The sequence below is a fragment of the Stutzerimonas sp. LR2 genome (assembly GCF_055755175.1).
In genome coordinates this window covers 516,192-534,100 of sequence record NZ_JBVTRR010000002.1, presented here as the reverse complement: position 1 = coordinate 534,100, position 17,909 = coordinate 516,192, and the positions used below count along the sequence as shown (strand labels likewise).

Here is a 17,909-nt window from a genome sequence, read left to right as displayed (position 1 = left end):
TTTAGCCCTGCGCCTGCATGGCTTTGAACAACCATTCGGCTCGCACCCAGTCTTCCGGCGTGTCGATGTCCTGGACCCGATGGCGGGGCAGCATCACCGGCAGCGACGCCGGACTGAAGATCATCTGGCCCTGCAGCCAGGCCTTGCCGCGGCCCCAGTAGAACTGGCCGGCATCGTGATAGGCCTCCTCCAGATCCTGCGAGCGGGTGTTGAAGTGTTCGGGGTTGAACATTTCCACTCTGCCTCCCGGCGTGAGGCGGATGGCACGCTGGATGGGAAAGGCATAGCTGGTTACCGAGAACGCGTAATCGCCCCCGCTCCCCTGCAGGATCTCCAACCCCCGCCGCAGATCTTCTGCCTGGATAAAGGGCGCTGTGGCGTACAGGCAGCAGGCCTGCTCCACGGCGCGACCCTGGCTGTTCATCGTCTCAATGGCATGCCGAATCACCGGAAGGGTCCCGGCATGGTCATCGGACAGCTCGAGCGGCCGCATGAAGGGAACCTCGGCGCCGTACTGGCGAGCCACCTCGGCAATCTCGTCATCGTCCGTCGAGACGATGACGCGGTCGAAGCAGCCACTTTCCAAGGCTGCTTCGATGGACCAGGCGATCATCGGCTTGCCGCAGAACGGTTTGATGTTCTTGCGGGGTATCCGCTTGCTGCCGCCCCGGGCCGGGATGATCGCCAGTTTCATGCTGCTACTGCCTTGCGTACGGCTGCCACGACCCGATCCTGCTGCGCCTCGGTCATGGTCTGGAACATTGGCAGACTGACAGCTTCGGCGTAGTAGCGCTCGGCTTCAGGATAGTCGCCTTGCCGGAAGCCCATGCGCTGGTAATACGGCTGGGTGTGCGCCGGGATGTAGTGCAGGTTGACGCCGATACCCAGTTCGCGCAGGGCCTCGAACACCTGGCGATGGGTCCTGGTGATCTTGTCCAGTTGCAGGCGAATGACATACAGATGCAGGCCGGAATAGCTGTCCGGATGCTGCCAGGGGGTGGTGACCGGCAGATCGGCGAGCAGGTCGTCATAGCGGCTGGCCAACTGGTGGCGACGCGCCACGAACGCATCCAGGCGCTCCATCTGGCTGTTGCCGAGGGCGGCCTGCAGTTCGGTCATCCGGTAGTTGAAGCCCAGATCGATCTGCTGGTAGTACCAGGGGCCATCGGCCTCGTGGGTCATCTGCGCCGGATCGCGGGTGATACCGTGACTGCGCAGCAGCGCCATCTTGTTCGCCAGCTGGGCATCTTTGGTCAGCGCCATGCCGCCCTCTGCGGTGGTGATGATCTTGACGGGATGGAAGCTGAAGACGGTGATGTCGCTGTAACGGCAGTTGCCGATGAACTCGTCACGGTACTTGCCGCCGATGGCATGGGAGGCATCTTCGATGACCTTGAAGCCGTAGCGCTGAGCGAGAGCATGGATGGCCCGCATGTCGCACGGCTGGCCACACAGGTGCACGGCCACCACGACCTTGGGCAGGCGGCCCTCGCGCTCGGCCTGCTCTAACTTGCGAGCCAGCGCCTGCGGGCAGAGGTTGTAGGTTCGGGGATCGATGTCGACGAAGTCGACCTGCGCGCCGCAATACAAACCGCAGTTTGCCGAAGCAACGAACGTGATAGGCGTTGTCCATAACCAGTCGCCATTACCAAGCCCCAGCGCCAGACAGGCAACATGCAACGCCGAGGTAGCACTATTCACTGCCAGAGCGTGGCTGGCGCCGACATGCTGCGCCACGGACTGCTCGAAGCGCGGCACCATCGGCCCCTGCGTCAGGAAGTCGGATTGCAACACACTCACAACAGCGTCGATATCAGCTTGGGTAATGTCTTGGCGACCATAGGGAATCATCGTCAGATGCTCCCGATCTTTTCGCGGTTCGCATCAATCCATGCCTGAAGTTGGCTATCGCTCATCCACTCGCTGTTGTTATCACTGGCGTAAACAAAGCCTTCTGGGACTTTCTTGCCGTCCTTTATGCGCTTCGGGCAAGTGGACCAGCTATGAATGGTCGGCAGGATCTTGAAATGCTCGGGATATTCGTAGGTGTAGTAAGCATCCTCGGCACTAATCATCTGCTCGTGCAGCTTTTCACCAGGGCGAATGCCGATGATCTCCTGGCGAGCTTCGGGGGCAACGACGCGAGCCAGATCGGTAACCTTCATCGACGGAATTTTTTTTACGTAGATCTCACCGCCTTCCATGTCCTCAAAGGCATGCCAGACCAGCTCGACGCCTTCTTCCAACGAGATCATGAAGCGCGTCATGCGCTCGTCAGTGATCGGCAGCACGCCTTTGTCCTTGATGGACATGAAAAACGGGATCACCGAGCCGCGCGAGCCCATCACGTTGCCGTAGCGCACCACGGAGAAACGGGTGCCGTGTTCACCGGAGTATGAGTTGCCGGCGACGAACAGCTTGTCAGAAGCCAGCTTGGTGGCACCGTACAAATTGATTGGGCTGCTGGCTTTGTCGGTGGACAAGGCCACCACACCTTTCACTCCCTTGTCGATGCAGGCATCAATCAGGTTCATGGCTCCGTCGACGTTCGTCTTAACGCATTCGAAGGGATTGTACTCAGCCGTCGGGACGATCTTGGTAGCAGCGGCATGCACCACGTAATCGACGCCATCCAGTGCGCGGTACAAGCGATCCTTATCGCGCACATCACCGATGAAGAAGCGAACGCGCTTGTCACCCTCGAACCTCTTGGCCATGTCCCACTGTTTCATTTCATCGCGGGAGAAAATAATGATCTTCTTCGGATCGTATTTGGCCAGCGTCATAGGCACGAACGTATTGCCGAAGGAGCCGGTACCGCCGGTAACGAGGATGGTCTTGTCGCTAAACATTAATACATTCCTTTTCTTCAGACCGATTTCTGATTGACGCGAGTGGAACGATAGTGCGCCGGCGTCAGCTGGAAAAAGAACCAGGACTTCCAGAGCAGTACCAGAGTAAACGCTGCAGACAGGCCGAGCGGTACGGCGAGCAGCGGTGAGTAGAATGAGAACAGCCAGGTAGCCGGGATGAAGGCTATAAGGCTTGCAACGTGACTTTGAATAATCGGTCGATCATGCCCCTGGGCGTACAACGCATAATGTGGAACCATGCTAATGGCATAAAGCACGGTAGTTAGAAGGATCCACGGAAACAAATTTTCCTGATCAATATAAAGCGACCTGTCGAGCCATTGCAGCAAAGGTCCGATCAGCAAGAGTGCGATCACGGCAAAGGCAGCAGAAAGCAGCAAGGTTTGTCCAAGTAACTTCCGCAGGCCTAGGCGGAATGCAGGAGCATCCTGCCTGCTATGCGCGGCAATGAGCCCCGGATAACTGAAGGCAAATACACCCGCATCCAGAAAAGACATCAGCGCGCTACTAACCCCCATGAACAACACATAAGCTCCCAGTATTTCCAATCCTGCCAGCGCTTCAACCCAATAACGATCAAGCGTGAACACTCCACGTATCGCCAAGGTAGCGATGAGCAGAGGAATGGCAACCTTCAGTCCTTTGCGGATCCATCGCCAGTCCACGCTTTGGTGCCACCCCCCCATTTTCGAATGCATAACCTTGTTAGCGCCAAGCAGCAGTGCCGACAGCCCGCCAAGCGTCCAGGCCCCTAGCACGAAGTCGAGTGACCGCGACTCCGGCTCAATGAACATCAGAGCTGCCACAGCAACCGCCCAGACGCCTGAACGCAGAAATAGCACCCAGCTCGCCATTAGTTGTTCGGAAATAGCAATAAGCAGGCGACTCAACTCTTGGGCTAGATGCTCGAGTATCAATAGGGCGAAGAACCAACCAGCCAAGCTCCAAGGCAGTAGCTGTTGAACGAAGATCAGACAAAACAACGGTAGAAAGACACAATAAAGCACTGCTGTAAGCGCGCCCTGTCCTTTCAATAACCCTCCCCATTGACTGCGTTCACGCTTGATCAGCTCGCGGGTTGTGAAAGCGTAAAAATCAAACCCCAGCAGGTAAAGGGTGTAGCCAATGGTCGCTGTAATAAGCCCATATAGCCCCAGCTCCGCCGGCTCGAGAAAACGCGCCAGGAAGAAAATCAGCAAAAACTTGCTCGCCAGGGTGATGCCGCGCAGCGCTACATTCAGCAAGCGATGATAACGGTGCACAGCCATAAATACGTAAGTCCAAGAGTCATATGGAGCGCTCTTGAATACGAGTCACGACTGAAGCCGAGCTTGAGTGCGTTATCAGAGCGATGGGTAGCAGCGTGGTCGAAGGCTTACTACTGAAGATCGGCCCCTTGTAGCCAGCCGCGCGCAGACAGGGGATGTGCCCGACATGATCGCCTTGAGATGGACCGCAATGGACCAACAGGCTGTGTTCGGCACCCCTATGCACTTGATGGCAGGAGCCGGTAACGCCATGTTGGGCGCCGTGATGGACGATATGTAGGTAGCGCACGGTTAGCTCCTTTAACACAGCACCATCAGTTCAAGCCCTTCCGTTGCCCCCGGCTCAGCTCAGCATTGACGGTGCACAGCACAGCAGAGTACAGCCCTGGGAATCAGGGGATGACTGGCAGAGCCCTATTCCGCGCCAGCAAAGGGCGCATCATAACAATGAACGCGCCTGCCATTGTCCCGAGTACGAACCCGAGCGCCGCTATCAAGAGCCGCTTAGGGTGGACAGGCGAGCTGAGCTCGTGCGCGGGAGCCTCCAATCGATAAAGCACCTCGGGCCCGACTTCGTAGGTAACCCCCATGCCCGTCAAGAATCCGTTGAGCTCCGTGGCTGTGCGGCCTGATGCAAACGCCAGATAGGCCTCAAGAACCCCGCCAGCCTGACCGCGGCGAGTCGTACTGGCAACGATGGTAACCGGGTCGCCTTTGACGCGCCCGCGCTTGATCTCAAGCGTGACATCTCGCAGCACCTCGGCCTGCGCACCATCGAACTCTGCTTTTGCTGCTTTCGATTCAAGCTGGCTGGTCAGCAATTCGAATGAATCGATGACCAGTTGTCTACCATCAGCGATGGCTACCGCAACCGGCTGAGCTGAGCGAGCCTGCATCTGCCCTGCAAGAGTCCCGAAATCATCCAGCGCGCCAGGTGCTATGATTGCCTGCGCACGATAAACCGGGGGAGTCCATAACGCGTAGGCAACTGCAAGCGATGTAGCCAGCGTTGCCATGAGCAAAATCGTCACGCGCCCCTTCCAAAGTTGACGAAAAAGTGCAACCAAATCGATTTCATCAGTATCCAGCCGTTCCAGACCGTTATGCATTCGCCGCCCCTTGGCCTTACTAAAAAGCGGGGCATTCTGCCACAAGACAGACCGAATTGGGACTGAGTAGTCACTTTGAAAAATCAGATGGGCTGAACACGGCGCTGATTAACCAGAAGCGCACGTACCAGTGCCACGAATACCCCGAGCATCAGTCCTAAAACTGCGCCCAGTGCAACAACCAAAGCCCGTTTCGGCTTTAGCGGATCAGACGGCGTCATCGCGGGTTGGTCTAGGCGGACCAATTTGAGCGCTTCGATATCGACATCAATGGCCTTCAGGCGTGCTGCTTCCTTACGCCAGTTCGCCAGATCAGCGAGAAACAGATCATCCGTGTCCCGCTGCCGCATAAGCTCTACCTGTGGGTTGCGTTCCAGTATCGCCAGTTCCTTCTCGATTTCTGCGATACGTGGTTCAGCAAAATCATCGCTCTCGCGGGCTAGCAACGCCTCGCGCTCCGCCGATAAAGCTTCAGATCCAAGGAAGTAAAGCGGCGTCTCCAAGCCATCCGCATTTGGCGTTTGGCCAGTGCCGCGATCAATGGTTGCGGTATTCATCGCCAGCAATGGGCTCGGCTTCTTGATACCCAGCGACTCGGCAATTCCTATCGCTTCTTCCAGCTGAAGAACGCGGTTCTCACGCTTGGTGCGAAGCTGGGTTCGTAAAGCGTCGCGCTCGGCCTGAAGCTTTGCGGCCTTGATGGCATCATTCTCGAGCAGAGCGGCAATTTCCGATTCCTTGCTCGACTCGTAGGCTGCACGTCCTGCTGCAATCTGCGCCTCTAAACCAGCAAGCCGATTGGCCGCCAGATGCGCTACTTCACGGCCAATCGCATCTCGCTCATGACCCAACACGAAACCTACGAACTCATTTACTACCGCGACACCGTCCATTTTTGATGGGTAGGTAAGTGCCAGTCCGACGTAGGCGTTGCGATCGTCAGTCCGCTTCGGGTCCGGCCGCAGAACTTCGAACGCTCTTTCGTTGAAATCGCTGAAAGAGAGCTGATCGGGACGACCGTCACGCATAATGGGCTCGAACAGATCAGGATGCTGCCGGAAAAACTCACGGCGCAGATCGTAGGATGAGAGGCTTGCCGCTACGCGCCCCAGTGCTTCTTCGGGCGCCAGTTTATAGATACCGGTTTCGTTAAGCTGGTCGAGACTGCTGCGATCGGTGGGTCGAAGATAGGTAGTTGTCTTGTAGTACGGCGTCGCTATAAATGCGTAGCCAACGGCAACAGCAGCACAAACCAGGGTAATCGCCAGAATGAGGAATTTCTGCTGCCAGAGCGCTTGGAACAGAGCTACCAGGTCGATTTCGTCAGCGGAAGTGTTTACCTGTTGCATCGCTATGCCCACGGTTGTTCCCTCGTTGATCGATCATCCTGAAATACAGGCAACGGAGGTCCGACAGGCATTTTGTGACAAGGTTCCGCTTATGATTGAGGAACCTGAGCGTTACTCTTCGTTCACCCGATCCCGCAATTCCTTCCCCGGCTTGAAATGCGGAACGAATTTGCCGTCAAGGCTGACGGATTGGCCAGTCTTGGGGTTGCGGCCGACGCGGGGGGCGCGGTAGTGCAGGGAGAAACTGCCGAAGCCGCGGATCTCGATCCTCTCGCCAGTGGCCAAGGCCTGAGCCATTTGCTCAAGCATGGTCTTGATGGCCAGCTCGACATCCTTGGATGAAAGCAGCCCCTGCTGGGTGACGATTCGCTCGATCAACTCCGACTTGGTCATGGTTTTCCCTTCGTTTTCAAGCGGCTAGATCATTCGGGTTGCGGTCGTTTGTAGCATGTTGCTCAGACTTTGAACAGCCCGAACGGGATTGACGACGAATGAGCGCTTGGTTTAGGAGACCACGGCACAGATCGGCATCATGATTCAGCCCTTCACCCCGGCGGGGCCGGTCTACGGAGGAATGCTGCCGATCCTTTCTTGCAGGCATAAAAAAGGCGGGCTCTAGAGCCCGCCTACTTTTAGCTACGACAAATCAATCTTCGCGATAACGGCGCAGCTTGAGCTGCTTGCCGCCGACGCGGGTGTCCTTGAGCTTGCCGAGCAGGCGATCGAGGCCATCTTCCGGCAGTTCGACCAAGCTGAAGCTGTCGCGCACCTGGATGCGGCCGATGGCTTCGCGCGCAAGGCCGCCCTCGTTGAGGATGGCGCCGAGCAGGTTACGGGCAGCGATACCGTCGCGTGCGCCCAGCGGCGTACGGCAGCGGGCGCGGCCTTCGGCCAGGGGCACGGGTGCGCGACGTTCACGATCGCCACTGCGCTCCGGACGATCGGAACGCTCGCGCGGACCACTGGTGGGGACGAGCGGCTGCTCTTTCTCCACTTCCGCAAGAGTCAGCGCCTGACCATTGGTGGCTTTGCGCAGCAACGCAGCAGCCAGGGCACGCGGGCTGCAGCCGATGTCGGCAACCAGCTTGTCGAGCAACTCGCCATGAGTGGCTTCTGCATCGGCGACCAGCGGCGCGAGGCTGCTGGTCAGCTTCTTGATACGGGCATCCAGCACTTGCTGGGCATTGGGCAGACGGGCTTCGGCGACCTTCTGGTTGGTTACCCGCTCGATGACCTGCAGCATGCGACGCTCACGCGGAGTGACCAGCAGCAGCGCGCGACCTTCGCGACCGGCACGGCCGGTACGGCCGATGCGGTGCACATAGGATTCCGGATCGTACGGCATGTCCACGTTGAATACGTGGGTGATGCGCGGTACGTCGATACCGCGGGCGGCGACGTCGGTGGCGACGACGATGTCCAGACGGCCATCCTTGAGCGATTCGATGACGCGTTCACGCTGGTTCTGCGCGATGTCGCCGTTCAGCGCAGCGGCCTTGTAGCCCTTGGCTTCCAGCGCGGCGGCCAGGTCAAGGGTGGCCTGCTTGGTGCGCACGAAGGCGATCAGCGCGTCGAAATCCTCGACTTCCAGCAGGCGCAGCACGGCCTGGATCTTCTGGTCGGCGTGGACCATCAGGTGCGCCTGTTCGATGCGCGCGACGGTCTGGGTCTTGGCAGCGATCTTGATGTGCTGCGGCTCGCGCAGGTGCTTCTCGGCGATGGCACGGATGGAGTGCGGCAGCGTGGCGGAGAACAGCACGCTCTGGCGGCTTTCCGGCATGGCTTCGAAGATCACTTCCAGATCGTCCATGAAGCCGAGCTTGAGCATCTCGTCGGCTTCGTCGAGGACCAGGAAGCGGATGGTCGACAGCAGCTCGCTGTTACGGCTCAGGTGGTCGACCAGGCGGCCCGGAGTGGCGACGATGACCTGCGCGCCCTGGCGGATGGCCTTGAGCTGCGGGCCCATCGGGGCACCACCGTAGATGGCGACGACGCTGACGCCCGGCATCTGCTTGGAATAGGTTTCGAACGCGGTGGCGACCTGCAGCGCCAGTTCGCGTGTCGGCGCGAGGATCAGCGCCTGCGGCTCGCGCTTGGCCGGATCGATCTTGGACAGGATCGGCAGCGCGAAGGCGGCGGTCTTGCCGGTACCGGTCTGGGCCTGGCCGATCATGTCGTGGCCACCGAGGATCACCGGGATCGCCTGGGCCTGGATGGGGGACGGTTCTTCGTAGCCGACTGCGCTGATGGCAGCCAGAACAGCGGAGTGAATACCGAGTGCGGCAAAGCCGCCGATTTCCTGGGTCATGGGTCTTGTCTCTGATGCTCCGCAAGACCCATTGTTCCGAAGCTGCGCATGCCGTGCAAAACCCGAAGGTCACCCTGGCAGCCTGGTCGGCGGGGTTGCGAAAACGTATGGATGATGAATCGTCAAGATAGTCCGCTCGAAGCGGACAGCAGCCGAAGCGGCGCTTCGTGTGTTGCAGTACCTGAACGCAGGCTGGGTTTCAGCCGGCGCGTACTATACCGGATTAACGTGACGCTGTGCGGATATTTTAAGCCGCAGCGGATGACGCCATGGCCCGGGACTCCCCGCACAGGCGCCTCCCAGCGAAACCGCCGGGAGGCGCGACCGGAGATCAGGCCGCTTCGCTGTTGGCGGCACTGACACGGAAGCGGCCGACCAGCTGGTGCAGCTTGCCGGCGGTATGGCGGACGCGCTCAGCGCTGTCCTGCAGCACGCCGAGGGTCTGCCCCATCTCGTTGGAGGCCTGATCGACGCCGCGGATGGTTTGCCCGTAGTGCAGGCTGCGCTCATTCAACCCCTTGATGATCTCGAACATGCGCTCCACGGCTTCGTGCAGGTGGACGTTCTCCGACGACGCCTCTTCGGTCAACCGCAGGCTGCTGTCGACGTCCTGCACGCCGCCCTGCATGAACGACACCGCCTGGCGCGTCTCGGACTGCAGGCTTTCCACCTTGCCGCGGATATCCTCCGCCGCCTTGGCCGTGCGCAGCGCGAGCGAACGTACCTCCCCTGCCACCACCGCAAAACCGCGTCCGTGATCACCGGCACGGGCCGCCTCGATCGCGGCATTCAGCGCCAGCAGGTTGGTCTGGGTGGTGACGTCGCTGATCAGCCCGACGATCTCGTCGATCTCGCCCATGCGGCTGTCGAGCAGCTGCACGCTCTGCGCCGAGCGCTGCACCACATCACGGATGGATTCGGTGCCCTGGCGCACCGTATCGAAGCGCTCCCGCGCGCGGCACATCACTTCGTCCATGGCGGTTTTCATTTCTTCGGCGGTCATCGACGCCTGTTGAATTTCGCCCAACTGCTCCTCCACCAGCAACAGCAGCTGGTGGATCGACTCGGCGACGTCACTGGTGGTCTGCCCGGCTTCGCTGCTGCGCACCAGCATCAGCTCGTTGTCCTGGCGCACGTGTTTCGACACCTGGATCACCTGACCGACCACGCCATCCAGGCTGTCGATGAAGCTGTTGATCCAGCGCGCCATGTCACCGCTCTCGTCGCGCGGCATGGCGCTGCTGTCGACGCGCTGACGCAGATTGCCCTCGCCCTCGGCCAGGGTGCGGATCACCTCGGTCATCGCCTGCATGCGCGCCGCCAGCCGGCGCGGCCCGAATGAGGCGAACGCCCAGGCGCCGAGCACGAGCAGCACGCCGTTGAGCAGGTAGAGCGCCGTCTCGGACAGCCCGCTGAAGGCCTGCAGCAGGCTGCCCGTGACGAACAGCGTGATTACTGTGAGCAGGTACGTCTTCATAAGGCCAACGCTCAGCGAACGCCGGCGATAGACCTCTTCCAGATCGGCCTCGCACATCATGCCCCAGCGATCCGGGGAGCCCGGCAGCTGGAAGGTGACGCCCTTGCCGATCACCGGAATGTGGCGGTAATCGGAATAGCCGGGATAGGTGACGAACAGGTTCGAACCCCTGGCGATGGTTTCCCGCACACCGGGGTGCAGCTGGCCGGTGGCCGGATCGGTGAAGCGCAGTTCCAGCTCGGTGTGCTGCTGTACACGGACCGTGCCCCAGCGAGTGTGCACGCCGCTTTTCAGGTTCTCACCGTGGCTGAAGGTGGCGTCCTCGAAGCGCGAGCGCGACAGGGCCGTACCGGGTTGGATGCGGCTGTCGAAGCGCGAGTCGACCATGAACAGATAGTTGTCGCCGGACTCGGGATAGACATGCCCGGCTTCGCGCTGGATCAGATCCCCCAGCACATCGTTCGGCACTCGCGCGCAGAGACAGCCGAGGCGTTTACCGGCGGCGTGCACGGGCTGATAGAACATCAGCGTCACCGCGTCGTGAAAGCGTGACGTGCTCGCCCCCAGGCGCTCGGTCAGCGGATCGCGATAAGGGCCATGCAAGAACGGCTCGCGCAGCCCCCGCGCAACGGCCTGCGCATCCAGATCCTGCTGACCGACATGCGCGGCGCACGTGGACGCCAGTACCCGCCCCTGCGGGTCGATGACGAACAGTTCGGACAGGTCGGGGAGCTGAGCACGCTTCTTTTCCAGCAGGTCGACATCCACATGAACCAGCCCTTCGCCCAGGCTCGCGGCCAGGTCCGCCAGATGGTCCCAGTGAGCACTCACCCAGTTCTGCAGGATGCGCACCCGGGACTGCGCAACGCCTTCAAACACCTGCTCGATGGCGGGATACACACCACGGTTCAACCAGCAGGACCAGCCCATCGACAGCTTGCCGGTGCGTCCCAGCCAGGGCAGCCAGTGACGTTCACTAGGGGAAAGTTGCATTTGGAGGCTTTGAAGCTGGGTCACCGGGCAGTCCTTGATGATCGGAAAGACATACTGGCCAATTGCAATTAGCAGACCAGCAAGCGATCAGGCCACGGCTGCGAGCACAGGCTCCCCTGTGCGCCAGGACCGCTCATGTTCGCCTCATAAGCTGCTAGACCGGTGAATGGCGCCCCGCATGGGAAAGCGCTCTGCGTAGCGGGTGCGTCGAAACGCCGCGGGCAGGTCCTCGGCGGTATGCCGACATAAGCGCACCAAATTAGAGACCTGGTGAATTGGCCGGCGCATCGCTGTGCACCAGCATGGCGCACGCTTGCGCTCAACTGGCTGGGCGCAGCGCGCCGATCAGTGAATCCAGCGAATAGCCCAGACGAGGTGCCAACGCTTCGGCACGCGATCGCAGGCCCGCCAAATCCAGCTGCTGTTCCAGATCGGCCGGCACCAGCACCACCACGTTGCCCTCCTTCACCGGGCATTCCCAGTAGTGCCGGTGATACAGGCCACGCAACAGGGCAGCTCCCAGCGGCCGGTCGTCGTCGGTGCCCCATTGGTTGATGACGAGCCACCCGCCCGGGTTGAGCTTTTCCTGGCAGCGTTTGAGAAATGACCAGGCCAGATGCGCCGCGTCCGGCCCCGAGTCGTTGTAGAGGTCGACGAATATCAAATCAGCCGTTTCCGCGGTTTCCAGCAGCTCGGTCGCATCTCCGATGCGGATGTACAGTCGCGGATCGTTCTGCAACCCCAGGTATTGCATGGCCAGCTCCGGCACCGCCGGGCGCAGCTCGATGACCTCGACGTCCTCCAGCGGCAGGAACTTGAGGCAGGCCTGGGTCAGATTGCCCGCTCCCAGACCGAGAAACAGCGCGGTTTCCGGCTGTGGATGGCAGAGCCCGCCGAGCAGCATGGCACGGGTGTAGTCATATTCGAGCCAGGCGGGATCGGCGATGAACACGCAGCTCTGCTCGACTGCTGCGCCGAATTCGAGAAAGCGGTAGTCACCGACCTCGAGCACACGGATGAGCCCGAACGCATCGCGCACTTCAGCGAGCAACCGTTCCTCTTTTTCCATCTGCTAGCTCCCGCAAAGTCTATGGCCGCTATGTGCCAGCGAAGGCGCATCTTACGCAGGCCCATAGGCCATCGCTATCTCCGGGCGCCGGATGCATCAGGTAAACTCGCGCCATTCATCTTTCGATCTGGAATGACCATGAACCACGCCTGGAGCCCCGACAGCTGGAGAAACAAGCCGATTCAGCAGCAACCCGAATATCCGGATGCCGAGCACCTCAAGCGCGTCGAGCGCACGCTCGCCGGGTTGCCGCCGTTGGTCTTCGCCGGCGAGGCGCGGGAGCTCAGGCGGCAGTTCGCCGAGGTCACGCGCGGGCGCGCGTTCCTGCTGCAGGGCGGCGACTGCGCCGAGAGCTTCGCCGAATTCTCGGCGACCAAGATTCGCGACACCTTCAAAGTGCTGCTGCAGATGGCAATCGTCATGACCTTCGCCGCCGGCTGCCCGGTAGTAAAGGTCGGACGCATGGCCGGTCAGTTCGCCAAGCCACGCTCGGCAGGTGATGAAACCATCGACGGCGTTACGCTGCCGGCGTACCGCGGCGACATCGTCAACGGCATCGACTTCAACGCCAAGAGCCGTGTACCCGATCCGGAGCGCCTGCTGCAGGCCTACCACCAGTCCACTGCCAGCCTGAACCTGCTGCGCGCCTTCGCCCAGGGCGGTTTCGCCGACTTGCATCAGGTGCACCAGTGGAATCTCGATTTCATCGCCAACTCGCTGCTGGCCGAGAAGTATCACCAGCTCGGCGCGCGCATCGACGAAACACTGAAGTTCATGCGTGCCTGCGGCCTGGACGGCGCGCCGCAGTTGCGCGAAACCAGCTTCTTCACCGCCCATGAAGCACTGCTGCTCAACTACGAGCAGGCCTTCGTGCGCCAGGACAGCCTCAGCGGCGGCTGGTACGACTGTTCCGCGCACATGCTGTGGATCGGTGATCGCACCCGTCAGCTGGACGGCGCTCACGTCGAGTTCCTGCGCGGCGTCGGCAACCCCATCGGGGTGAAGGTCGGCCCCAGCATGGCTACGGATGAGCTGATTCGCCTGATCGACATCCTCAATCCGCAGAACGACCCCGGCCGCCTGAACCTCATCGTGCGCATGGGTGCCGACAAGGTGGAAGCTGGCCTGCCACGCCTGGTGCGCGCGGTGCAGAACGAGGGACGCCAGGTGTTGTGGAGCTCCGACCCGATGCATGGCAACACCATGAAGGCATCCAGCGGCTACAAGACACGCGACTTCGAGCGCGTACTCGCCGAAGTCCGCCAGTTCTTCGACGTGCACCGCGCCGAAGGCAGTTATCCGGGGGGCATCCATATCGAGATGACCGGGCAGAACGTCACTGAGTGCATCGGTGGCTCGCGCCCGATCACCGAGGCCGGCCTCTGCGATCGCTACCATACCCATTGCGACCCGCGCCTGAACGCCGACCAGTCGCTGGAAATGGCCTTCATGATCGCCGAAACCCTGAAGCAGGTCCGACCGGACTGAGCCTCTCGGCCCCTCTGCGCGGGCAGCACCGCCCGCGCGCACGAAACGAAACCCCGCCGGCCCTGTCCGCCTAAGTAGGGGCCGCGCGGGTTCAGTCCACACGGCCCCGCTTTCGATAGCGCAGTTTCGAAGAGGACGAAAATGGCGGAATCATCTCAAAGCCGGGGCGCCGTACTGGCCGCGTGGATCGGCCTGATCCTGGGCCCACTGCTGTTGCTGGCCTGCATCCTGACCGACCCACCCGGCGGCCTTTCGGAAAAGGCCTGGCTGACCGTGGGCCTGGCCGCGCTGATGGCGGTCTGGTGGTCGACCGAGGCGATACCGATCCCGGCGACCTCGCTGTTGCCGATTCTGCTGATACCCCTGCTCGACATCGATACCCTGGCCAAGGCCACCGCGCCCTATGCCAACCCGACCATCTTTCTCTTCCTCGGCGGTTTTCTGCTCGGCCTGGCGATGCAGCGCTGGAACCTGCACAAACGCATCGCCCTGGCGACGCTGCTGGCGGTGGGTAACCAGCCGAGCCGGCAGATTGCCGGCTTCATGATCGCCACGGCGTTCATCAGCATGTGGGTGAGCAATACGGCGACCAGCATCATGATGCTGCCCATCGGCCTGTCGGTCATCGGCCTGCTGATCGCCGGCAGCGAGGAAAAGGAAGGCGCGCGGTTCGCCGTAGCGCTGCTGCTGGGCATCGCCTATTCGGCCAGCGTCGGCGGCATCGCCACGCTCATCGGCACCCCGCCCAATGCCCTGCTGGCGGCGTTCATGCGGGAGAATTACGACGTCCAGATCGGCTTCGGCCAGTGGATGCTGCTGGGCCTGCCGTTGAGCGTCGGCATGCTGATCTTCATCTGGTGGTCGCTCACCCGCGGCGGTTTTCGCCTGGCGGGGGGCGACAGCCGTGGTCTGCTCGAAAAGGAAATGGCCGCCCTCGGGCCGATGTCGCGTGCCGAAAAAATGGTCGCCGTGGTATTCGTGCTGGCAGCGGCGGCCTGGATCTTCCAGCCACTGCTGGCGGACTATATCGACGGCGTGAACGACACCAGCATTGCCATGGCCGCAGCGATCGCACTGTTCCTGATTCCAGTTGACCTGCACAAACGGGTGTTTCTGATGGATTGGGAACAGGCCAACAAGGCGCCGTGGGGCGTGCTGCTGCTGTTCGGCGGCGGTCTCTCGCTGGCTGGCGTCATCGGTGCGTCCGGGCTGGCCGAATGGATCGCCAGCAGCCTCGGCGCCTTCGATGCCCTGCCCCTGCTGGCGATGATCGCGCTGGTGGTGACGGTGATCATCTTCCTCACCGAAATCACCTCCAATACCGCGACTGCAGCGGCCTTCCTGCCATTGCTCGGTGCGCTCGCCGTGGCCCAGGGGCTGTCCCCGGAAATGCTGGCGATTCCGGCCGCGGTCGCTGCCAGCTGCGCCTTCATGATGCCGGTAGCGACACCACCCAACGCCATCGTATTCGGCACGGGACAGTTGCCGATCCAGGCGATGATCAAGGCCGGCTTCGTGCTAAACCTGTTCGGTGTGCTGCTGGTTTCCCTGCTCTGCTACGGCCTGGTCGGCTGGATATGGGCGAGCTGACACGCGCACAGAAACGAAAAAGCCCAGCATCGAGCTGGGCTTTTTTTCTGTCCACCGCAGGCCGAGGATCAGGCCTTGACGCGGGACTTGTACTCGCCGGTACGGGTATCGATCTCGATCGAGTCGCCGATTTCACAGAAAGCGGAAACCTGCAGCTCGGCACCGTTCTTCAGGCGGGCGGTCTTCATGACCTTGCCGGAAGTGTCGCCACGTACGGACGGCTCGGTGTAGGCGATTTCGCGAACGATGGTGGTCGGCAGTTCGACGGAGATCACCTTGTCGTTGTAGAAGACCGCTTCGCAGACGTCGGTCATGCCGTCTTCGATGAAGGTCATCACGCCTTCCAGGTCGTCTTTTTCGATTTCGTACTGGTTGAACTCGTTGTCCATGAAGACGTACAGCGGGTCGGCGAAGTAGGAGTAGGTCACTTCCTTGCGCTCGAGAATGACCGGCTCCAGCTTGTCGTCAGCCTTGTAGACGGTCTCGGTAGCCGAACCGTTGAGCAGGTTCTTCAGCTTCATCTTGACCACGGCACTGTTGCGGCCGGACTTGTTGAACTCGGCTTTCTGGATGACCCAGGGTGCGCCGTTGATGATGGCCACCTGGCCGGCACGGAACTCTTGTGCGGTTTTCATACGAAATATCCGAAGGGAATTAGAGACAAAAAAACAGGCCGCGTATCATAGCCAATCTGTGTAAAAAAACACCAGCTTTCCGGCCAGATCGCCATTGGCGACCTGCGCGTGGGTCCAGGTTTCGGCGTGCTCCAGTAACGTCGGGTATTGGCCCAGCAGTCCGCTCCACGCCTGCTCGGCGCCCTTTCCCGCGTTCCACGCATGCCAGAACTCTCGCAGCGCCGAACCGGCAGCAGGCGAGAGCCCCTGCGAGTAGAGCTCGAGAAATGCATTGAGCTTGTCCCAGTGCGCGTCGTCCTCCTGCGGATAGATGTGCCACACCAGCGGACGCCCCGCCCACTGGGCACGGATGAACGACTCCTCGCCGCGCACCGCGTTGAAGTCGCAGCTCCACAGCAGCAGGTCGTACTCGTCCTGCGTCATGAACGGCACGATGGAGATCTGCAGGCTACCGCGCTGGTGGCAGGCCCCCGGCTCGAGCGTCGCAACACCCAGCCAGGCCGCGACATCGCCCAGCACCCGCCCCTCTGGCACCAGCAGCTGATTGACGCGGGAATCGGCGGCAAGCACGTCCAGCCAGCCAGCAACGGCTGTGTTCTCGTAGGCGAACAGCGACAGCAAACGCGCCTCCGGCTGGCGCACCACGCCCAGCGTCGCGAGAAAACCGGCCTGCCGCTCAGGATCGCCCTGAAAGCTGGCGCGGCGCAGCATCAGGTCCGCCTCGCGGATGAGGCCACCGGTCTCGGCCTCGAAGCCGGGAAAGAAGAAGTACTTCTGTACGCCGTTGGGCTGCAAGGACGGCAACGCATGGCATCCGACGATCCAGTCCTCGGCGCTGAGGTATTCGAGATTCAGCCAGAGGATACGCCGCCCGCTCGCGGCCATGGCGTTGATATAGGCCTGCGGCAGGTTGCAAGCGAACGCCTCGATGACGACATCGGCCGGCTCGGCACCCGGCCACTGGCTGGACCAGCGGCGGACATCGACGCCTTCGTGCATCTGTTGATCAGCCTGCGCACTGGCCGCCGGACACAGCCGGGCGAAGGTATCCAGATCGTCCACCCACAGCCGCACCTGCTGGCCGTGCTCGGCAGCCAGCTGACGGGCCAGGCGCCAGGTGACGCCAATGTCACCGAAGTTATCCACGACCGCGCAGAAAATGTCCCAACTCGCCCTGACCGACAAAGCATGCTCCTTGAACCGTTAACGGCGACGGCGCCGTTGAAAATGCCGCGCAGGATACATGAGCCGATCCGGGGTGAAGAACCGCGTGGCTAACGATCGAAGGGACAGGACAGGCGCGCACGCTCAGGCCACGGACAACCGGCCGTCGTGAATCAAGAAAGGGGGGACGCGAGAAGGTCGTTATGGAGGTGAACCCTACCAGCCACACCCCGGCACACAATGTCACCGCTGCGGCTGCTCCCTTCCGGGCCTGACCGGGTTCACGGCTGATCGTTGCGAGGGGACCGGCAGGGCCCACCATAACGAAACCCGCCTGGCGGCGAGCGGCGCCATTGTACCGGCTTATCAGCAACTTACAACCACAGACTGAGCCTGGTCGGAATCGCGCTGAACAGGTCGCGGCACCGACCGCTGGTCAGCAACTGCCGAAACCGGCGACCGGGATGTCGCATTGCGTCGAAAGCCTCTAGCCAAAGGACGATGTCTGTTCGAGGATGAGCAGGCTCAAGCGATCGAACGCTTGTCATGAAAACGTGCTGCGCGGCGCTTCGCCTGTGCGGCTGAT

The 17,909-nt window shown here is 61.3% G+C and carries 14 protein-coding genes and 1 other RNA gene; 2 read left to right on the top strand and 13 right to left on the bottom strand.

All coding sequences use genetic code 11. The features are described 5' to 3' along the window. Position 1: 1 nt before the first annotated feature. The 10 genes from pseF to ACVRRC_RS09000 form a co-directional block, all read right to left on the bottom strand. The gene (pseF, locus tag ACVRRC_RS09045; protein WP_472996885.1) at positions 2–694 is read right to left on the bottom strand and encodes a pseudaminic acid cytidylyltransferase; all 693 of its coding nucleotides are present in this window, start codon (positions 692–694) and stop codon (positions 2–4) included. Next, positions 691–1,851, bottom strand: a complete 1,161-nt coding sequence (gene pseC / locus ACVRRC_RS09040; protein WP_472996884.1) for a UDP-4-amino-4,6-dideoxy-N-acetyl-beta-L-altrosamine transaminase — start codon at positions 1,849–1,851, stop codon at positions 691–693. Before pseC ends, pseF begins: the two co-directional genes overlap by 4 nt. A gap of 2 nt (positions 1,852–1,853) precedes the next feature. After that, on the bottom strand, positions 1,854–2,852 hold the full coding sequence (gene pseB, locus ACVRRC_RS09035; RefSeq protein ID WP_472996883.1) for a UDP-N-acetylglucosamine 4,6-dehydratase (inverting): 999 nt from the start codon (positions 2,850–2,852) through the stop codon (positions 1,854–1,856). A gap of 17 nt (positions 2,853–2,869) precedes the next feature. After that, positions 2,870–4,141, bottom strand: a complete 1,272-nt coding sequence (locus ACVRRC_RS09030) for a lipopolysaccharide biosynthesis protein (protein WP_472996882.1) — start codon at positions 4,139–4,141, stop codon at positions 2,870–2,872. A gap of 392 nt (positions 4,142–4,533) precedes the next feature. Then, entirely contained in the window at positions 4,534–5,250 is a 717-nt protein-coding gene (locus tag ACVRRC_RS09025) for a Wzz/FepE/Etk N-terminal domain-containing protein (RefSeq protein WP_472996881.1), read from the bottom strand. An 83-nt stretch (positions 5,251–5,333) separates the two neighbouring features. Then, complete coding sequence (locus ACVRRC_RS09020; protein ID WP_472996880.1) at positions 5,334–6,611, bottom strand: LPS O-antigen chain length determinant protein WzzB; 1,278 nt, start codon at positions 6,609–6,611, stop codon at positions 5,334–5,336. A 99-nt stretch (positions 6,612–6,710) separates the two neighbouring features. Next, positions 6,711–6,992, bottom strand: coding sequence for an integration host factor subunit beta (gene ihfB, locus ACVRRC_RS09015; protein ID WP_061373209.1), 282 nt, complete (start codon positions 6,990–6,992; stop codon positions 6,711–6,713). Between the two features lie 253 nt (positions 6,993–7,245). Continuing rightward, positions 7,246–8,907 carry a DEAD/DEAH box helicase gene (locus tag ACVRRC_RS09010; protein WP_013983117.1) on the bottom strand — a complete coding sequence of 554 codons (1,662 nt, stop codon included), beginning with the start codon at positions 8,905–8,907 and terminating at the stop codon, positions 7,246–7,248. Between the two features lie 331 nt (positions 8,908–9,238). Continuing rightward, positions 9,239–11,401: a methyl-accepting chemotaxis protein gene (locus ACVRRC_RS09005; protein ID WP_472996879.1), complete on the bottom strand. Its 2,163-nt coding sequence runs from the start codon at positions 11,399–11,401 to the stop codon at positions 9,239–9,241. A 295-nt stretch (positions 11,402–11,696) separates the two neighbouring features. After that, positions 11,697–12,446, bottom strand: a complete 750-nt coding sequence (locus tag ACVRRC_RS09000) for a spermidine synthase (RefSeq protein WP_019406818.1) — start codon at positions 12,444–12,446, stop codon at positions 11,697–11,699. 138 nt (positions 12,447–12,584) lie between these two features. On the opposite strand from ACVRRC_RS09000, the gene ACVRRC_RS08995 reads away from it, so the two are divergent. After that, positions 12,585–13,934, top strand: coding sequence for a class II 3-deoxy-7-phosphoheptulonate synthase (locus ACVRRC_RS08995; protein ID WP_181121177.1), 1,350 nt, complete (start codon positions 12,585–12,587; stop codon positions 13,932–13,934). Positions 13,935–14,075: 141 nt separating this feature from the next. Then, a complete protein-coding gene (locus ACVRRC_RS08990; protein ID WP_061373206.1) occupies positions 14,076–15,524 on the top strand; it encodes an SLC13 family permease in 1,449 nt (482 codons plus the stop codon). Between the two features lie 68 nt (positions 15,525–15,592). On the opposite strand, the gene efp is transcribed toward ACVRRC_RS08990, so the two are convergent. The 3 genes from efp to ffs all read right to left on the bottom strand — a co-directional run bounded on the left by efp (position 15,593) and on the right by ffs (position 17,634). Continuing rightward, positions 15,593–16,159 (bottom strand): elongation factor P, encoded by a 567-nt coding sequence (gene efp, locus ACVRRC_RS08985; protein ID WP_011913626.1) that lies wholly within the window; start codon positions 16,157–16,159, stop codon positions 15,593–15,595. Between the two features lie 45 nt (positions 16,160–16,204). After that, positions 16,205–17,344, bottom strand: a complete 1,140-nt coding sequence (earP, locus tag ACVRRC_RS08980; protein WP_068506647.1) for an elongation factor P maturation arginine rhamnosyltransferase EarP — start codon at positions 17,342–17,344, stop codon at positions 16,205–16,207. A 193-nt stretch (positions 17,345–17,537) separates the two neighbouring features. Then, positions 17,538–17,634: signal recognition particle sRNA small type (gene ffs, locus ACVRRC_RS08975), an RNA gene on the bottom strand. Positions 17,635–17,909 lie beyond the last annotated feature (275 nt).